General features: G+C 74.3%; 5 protein-coding genes. 1 reads left to right on the forward strand and 4 read right to left on the reverse strand.

The window, feature by feature from the left end; translation table 11 throughout:
* The 3 genes from GTR02_RS19460 to add form a co-directional block, all read right to left on the reverse strand.
* On the reverse strand, positions 1 to 850 hold an 850-nt coding region (locus tag GTR02_RS19460; RefSeq protein ID WP_166609139.1), incomplete at its 3' end, for a hypothetical protein.
* A 60-nt stretch (positions 851 to 910) separates the two neighbouring features.
* Positions 911 to 1,945 (reverse strand): hypothetical protein, encoded by a 1,035-nt coding sequence (locus GTR02_RS19465; RefSeq protein WP_166609140.1) that lies wholly within the window; start codon positions 1,943 to 1,945, stop codon positions 911 to 913.
* A gap of 13 nt (positions 1,946 to 1,958) precedes the next feature.
* A complete protein-coding gene (gene add / locus GTR02_RS19470; RefSeq protein ID WP_166609141.1) occupies positions 1,959 to 2,942 on the reverse strand; it encodes an adenosine deaminase in 984 nt (327 codons plus the stop codon).
* A gap of 61 nt (positions 2,943 to 3,003) precedes the next feature.
* On the opposite strand from add, the gene GTR02_RS19475 reads away from it, so the two are divergent.
* A complete protein-coding gene (locus GTR02_RS19475) occupies positions 3,004 to 3,567 on the forward strand; it encodes a TetR/AcrR family transcriptional regulator (protein WP_166609142.1) in 564 nt (187 codons plus the stop codon).
* A gap of 15 nt (positions 3,568 to 3,582) precedes the next feature.
* Here the strand turns inward: GTR02_RS19475 and GTR02_RS19480 are convergent, their stop codons facing one another.
* Positions 3,583 to 4,989 (reverse strand): NtaA/DmoA family FMN-dependent monooxygenase, encoded by a 1,407-nt coding sequence (locus tag GTR02_RS19480; RefSeq protein WP_240896062.1) that lies wholly within the window; start codon positions 4,987 to 4,989, stop codon positions 3,583 to 3,585.
* Between the last annotated feature and the right edge of the window lie 328 nt (positions 4,990 to 5,317).

The following is a 5,317-nucleotide window of genomic DNA, read 5'->3' on the forward strand; positions in this document are numbered from 1 at the left end:
ACGCCTTCAGCCGGATCGCGTCAGCAAGGGGCAGCACGAGGGTGACGTGGGCGAAGGTGTCGTCCTCGCAGACCTCGACGGTGAGTTCCCGGGTGGCTTCGGGTCGGCTGATGGTGACCGCGACGAAACCCGGGGTGAGGTCGGTGATGAGCCGGTTGCAGCGCCGCGCCAACGCCTCGACGAGGACCCCGTCGCACGCCCACGCGACGGCCCGCTCCAAGAACTCGGCCAGCACCGCGGGCTGCTGCGCGGGGTCGATGACCGGGTCACCTTCGACCACGGTCAGGTCGATGATCCGCCCGGCGTCGTCGCGGACCTCGGTGATGGTGGCGACCCGCCGGTTCAGGCGGGCCGCGCGGCTGGTGATGGTCCGGGCCTGCTCTACCGTGATGCGCCCCTCGGCGACGGACTGCCACACCGGCCCCCGGTCGGTGGCGTCGTACCAGGCCGCCCAGACCGTCGACAGAGCCGAGTCCAGACCGACCCCGGCCGCTTCGGCGAACTCCTGGGTGACCAGGTCCACCGCGGCGTGCACCAGGTCCACCGGCCGACCGGTCACCGTCACCCCGGTGGACCGCAACGCGAGGACGTCGGGGTGCTCGGAGCGGCTGAGTTCCCGCACCCGCTCCGCCAACCCCAGCACCAGGTCCGCCGAGGCCACGTCCGCGGCCCGCTTGAGCCGTTCCACGAAGCCCCGCGGCGCGGCGGGAACCACCGCGGGTGCGGGGTTGGGGGCCGTGGTCATGGCTCTATCGTACAAGCGTTCGAACGGTCGGGTCAAGCGTAAACGGTTGCAGCGCAACGCAACCAGCCTCGCCGCGAGCCGCTCCACCAGCGCCGGGTCCTCCACGGCCCGCACGCCGTGCTGGACGACGGCGAGGACCCGACGCTCGGACCGCGAACGCCGTCGTCAGAGGAGTTCTCCGCGCAGCGCGTGCAGCTGCGCGGAGAAAGCCTCCCGCAGGTGCTCGCGAGTGGACTCGTCGCAGAAGGCCGCCTCGACACCGGCCCGGCACAGGCGCTCCACCACGTCCGGCCCGAACCCCATGCCGAGGCCGACGTGCTCGTACTCGGTGGCCAGCGACGTCGCGAAGAACGTCTCGTCGTCGGTGGAGAGGTTCACGTCCAGGCCCGCGCGCAGCATGCGGGCCACGGGGTGCGCAGCGTCCAGCGGCCACCCCGACAGCAGGTGCGCCGAGACCGGGGTGACGTCGAAGCGCACGCCGCGTTCGAGCGCGCCCCGCACGCACTCCTCGTCGTCGAGCACGTGGTAGCCGTGGTCGACGCGGTCCAGGCCCAGGACGTCCCACGCCTGCAGCACGGACGCGGCGCTCGCCGTAGCGATCTCGCCCACGTGCGCCGTGCGGCGCAGGCCGGCCGCGGCGGCCCGCGCGTAGACGGGCGCCCAGTCGGTGGCCGCCTCCAGCCCCGAGGCCGCGAGGTCGTCCTGGCCGAACCCCACGACCTCGGGGCGTCCCAGCGCGAGGACGCCGTCGAGCAGGGCCTCGGCCGTGGCCAGGTCGCGACCGCGCTGCAGCGCGACCACGACGCCGAACCCCACCCCGAACTCCTCCTCGGCCCGGCGCAGGCCGGCCGTGAGCCCGTCGAGCACGTCCGCCAGCGCGAACCCCTGCGGGCTGAAGGCGTCGGGGTTCACGGTGTGCTCGCGGTAGCGCAGGTTCGACGACGCGACCGCGTCGGCCACGCCCTCGTACGCGACGAGCGCCAGGTCCTGCGGCGTGCGGAAGACCGCGTGCGCGGCGTTGAACACCGCGAGGAAGTCCGCCAGCCCCCGGTAGGTGCTCAGGGCCGCGAGGTCCCGCGTCGGCAGCGCCACGCCGCGCTCAGCCGCCCAGTCCAGCAGCCGCTGCGGGCGGATGGTCGACACGACGTGGCAGTGCAGCTCCGCCTTCGGGACGCGGTGCAGGAACTCCCGGTAGCTCACGGGCGGCGTCGGCTCAGACCGGCGCGGCGAGCCACGCGTCGACCGCGGCGACCTGGGTGGCGATGAGCTCCGCCGGAGCCGCCGCGGCCTCGATCGACGTGCGGGCCACGCCCGCGAGCTGCTCGTCGCTGAGGCCCAGGACCGTGCGGGCCGTCTCGTACTCCTCCAGCAGACCGGGCCCGAACAGCAGGGGGTCGTCGCCGTTGATCGTGCACCGCACGCCCGCCTCGAGCAGGGCGGGCAGCGGGTGCTGCCCGATCTCCGGTACGACGAAGAGCTCGACGTTCGACGTGGGGCACACGTCCAGGACGACGCCCTCGGCCGCGAGGCGCTCGACGAGCGCCGGGTCCTCCACGGCGCGCACGCCGTGCTGGATGCGCCGGGCGCCCAGCAGGTCGACCGCGTCGCGCACGCTCTCGGCGCCGAGCAGCTCCCCGGCGTGCGGGGTGCTCACCAGACCGCCCTCGCGGGCGATCGCGAACGCGCGCTCGAACGGCGCCGGGGGGAACAGCGACTCGTCGGAGGCCAGCCCGAAGGAGACGGCGCCACGGCCCACGTAGCGGACGGCGACCCGCGCGAGCTCCTCGGCGGCCTCCGGCGGGGAGTCGCGCAGGGCGCACACCATGAGCCCGAAGCCGATGCCGAGCCGGTCCGCCTCGGCCTGACCCTCGGCGAGGACGAGTTCCAGGACCTCCTCGACGCTGCCGAAGCGGGGCACGTAGAACATCGGGTTCATCTGCGCCTCGATCCACACGGCGCCGGACTCGGCCGCGTCGGCCACGACCTCGCGCGTGACGCGGGCCAGCGCCTCGGGCGTGCGCAGGAACGCGACCGCGTCGCGGTACATCCCGCCGAACTCGGCGAAGGACGTGAAACCGCGCGTGGCGGGGGCCGTCTCGCCCGCGGTGGCGGCGAAGTCGGCGAGCGTCGCGGGCCGCATCGCGCCCTCGAGGTGCAGGTGCAGGTGGGCCTTGGGCAGGTCGAGCAGCGTGCGCACGGCGGCTCCGAACTCTCGGTGGTCAGCGGGGGTGGTGTCGTGGCGTGGGTACGGTGTCGTCGTGGACGAACGGGACCGGTTGCTGCACCTCGTCGCCGACCACGTCCTCGACCACGGGGTGACCTCGCTGACGCTGCGGGGGCTGGGTCGCGCCACGGGGTCGAACAACCGGATGCTGTTGTACTACTTCGGCAGCAAGGAGGCGCTCGTGGGGGAGGCCCTGCGCTGCGTCGGGCGCGAGCGGTTCCCCACCTTCGAGTTCGCCTGGGGCCGCCTCGCCGGGGGCGACGAACCGCTGCGCACCGCGCTGCAGCACGTCTGGGAGGCGATCGCCGACCCGGCCAACCTCGACTTCTGCCGACTGTTCTTCGAGGTGTTCGGGCAGGCCGCACGGGCCCGCGAGGGGTACGGCGAGCTCCTCGACGACATCGCCGGCTGGCAGCGTCCGGCGGCCGCGCGGCTGCGGCGCGAGGGCCTGTCACCGGCTGCGGCGCAGGCGCGGGCGACCGAGCTGGTGGCGCTGTGGCGGGGGTTGCAGATGACGCTCATCATGACCGCCGACCCCGCCCACGTGCACCGCGTCCAGGCCGAGGCCCTCGACGCGTTCTGCGCTCGCTGCCGCTGAGGCGGCGGTCCGGGTTCACCCGGCGGGGACGGGCACGTGCCGCACCCCGGGGTGGTCGGGCGCCAGGCGCGCAGAGGTCCCGTCGCCGAGGCGCTCGCGCAGGGAGCCCGACCCCGCGCGACGGTCCTGCTCGCGCAGCAGCCGGCCGCGGCGCTGGAGCTCGGGCACGACGAGCTCGCAGAACGCGTGGTGGTCGGCGGGGGAGAAGATCGCCTCCAGCAGGAACCCGTCGACGCCCGTCACGTCCATGATCTCCTCGAGCTGGTCGGCGACCTCGCCCGGGTCGCCCACGACGGTGAACCCGCGCGTGCCCCGGCCGCGCAGTTCCGCGAGCACCTCGCGCACCAGGGGCGTGCTGCCGTCGGCCCGGCGGAACCGGTCGATGTTGCTCTGGCCCATCTGGCCGACCCGCGGGTCGGCGCCCGCGTCGTCGGTGACCTGGCTCAGCGGGCGGTCCGGGTCCAGGGCCAGCAGGTCGATGCCGGTGTTGCCCGCGTAGATGATCGCGGCGACCTCGTCGGTCTGCATGGCCTCGAACTCCGCGCGCTTGGCGTGGGCCTCCTCGTGCGTCGCGGCCACGGTCACCGTGGCGCCGACCAGGGCCACCACCGACGCCGGGTCGCGCCCCGCGGCCGCCGCCCGCGCGCGCAGGTCGGCGACGTTCGCGGCGGTGTGCGGCATGGTCGTGCCCTGCAGGAAGATGCACTCGGCGTTGCCCGCGGCGAACTCCCGGCCGCGCGCGGAGCTGCCGGCCTGGAACAGCACGGGCGTGCGCTGGGGCGAGGGCGGCACCGTGAAGTAGCCCGAGGTGGAGTAGTGCCTGCCCCGGTGCTCGACGCGGTGCAGTTTGTCCGGGTCGGCGTAGACGCGCGCGGCCTTGTCCTCGCGCAGGGCGTCGTCCTCCCAGCAGCCCTCCCACAGCTGCAGGCACAGGTCGAGGAACTCCTCGGCCATCTCGTAGCGGGTGTCGTGCGCGACCATCGTCGTGTGCCCGAACAGCTGCGCGATCGTGTCCTGCGAGGCGCCGGTGACGACGTTCCAGCCGATGCGCCCGCCCGTGAGGTGGTCCAGGGTCGCGAAGCGGCGGGCCAGGGCGAGCGGGTGGTCGACGCCCGTGGAGGACGTCACGACGAACCCGAGCCGCGAGGTCTCGCGGGCCAGCACGGAGATGAGCAGCATCGGGTCGATGCCGGAGAAGTTCAGGCCGTCGCGCGCGGCCGCGGCGGGCAGGTCGCCCCCGCGGGAGGGGTAGCCGTAGCCGTCGGCGAAGAACAGGAAGTCGAAACCCGCGTCCTCGAGCAACCGCGCGACGGCCACCCAGTGGTCGGGGTCGCGGTAGCGCAGCGACTCGCTCGTCGGGTGCGACCAGCTCAGCGTGCCGCCGACCTGCGGGCCGGCGACCTCGAACACGCCCAGGTGCATCCTGCGCACGGGACTCCCTCTCCTCCGGCCGCGGGGCGGCCGTCCTCCGGTGCGGTGAACCATCCGGTTCACCGCCGGGTCCGAGGACACCACACCCACGTTGCGCCCAGGTAACGCGGCGCGCGCCGCCCCCGCCCGGGTCGGCGGCGCCGGGCCCCCCGCAGGAGTTTCCCGGTCCGCAACAGCGCCGCGGCCTGCGTAACACGGCGTTCACACGTCCGGAACGCCCGCGCCCCGCACGGGTGGTTCAGTACCAACCGCAGACGCTCGACCAGCACCGAGAAGTGGGCGCTCCCTGCTCGCCACGGCGCCAGGACCGCGACCAGCC

The sequence above is a fragment of the Kineococcus siccus genome, assembly GCF_009906795.1.
In the GTDB taxonomy this organism is placed as follows: Bacteria; Actinomycetota; Actinomycetes; order Actinomycetales; family Kineococcaceae; genus Kineococcus; species Kineococcus siccus.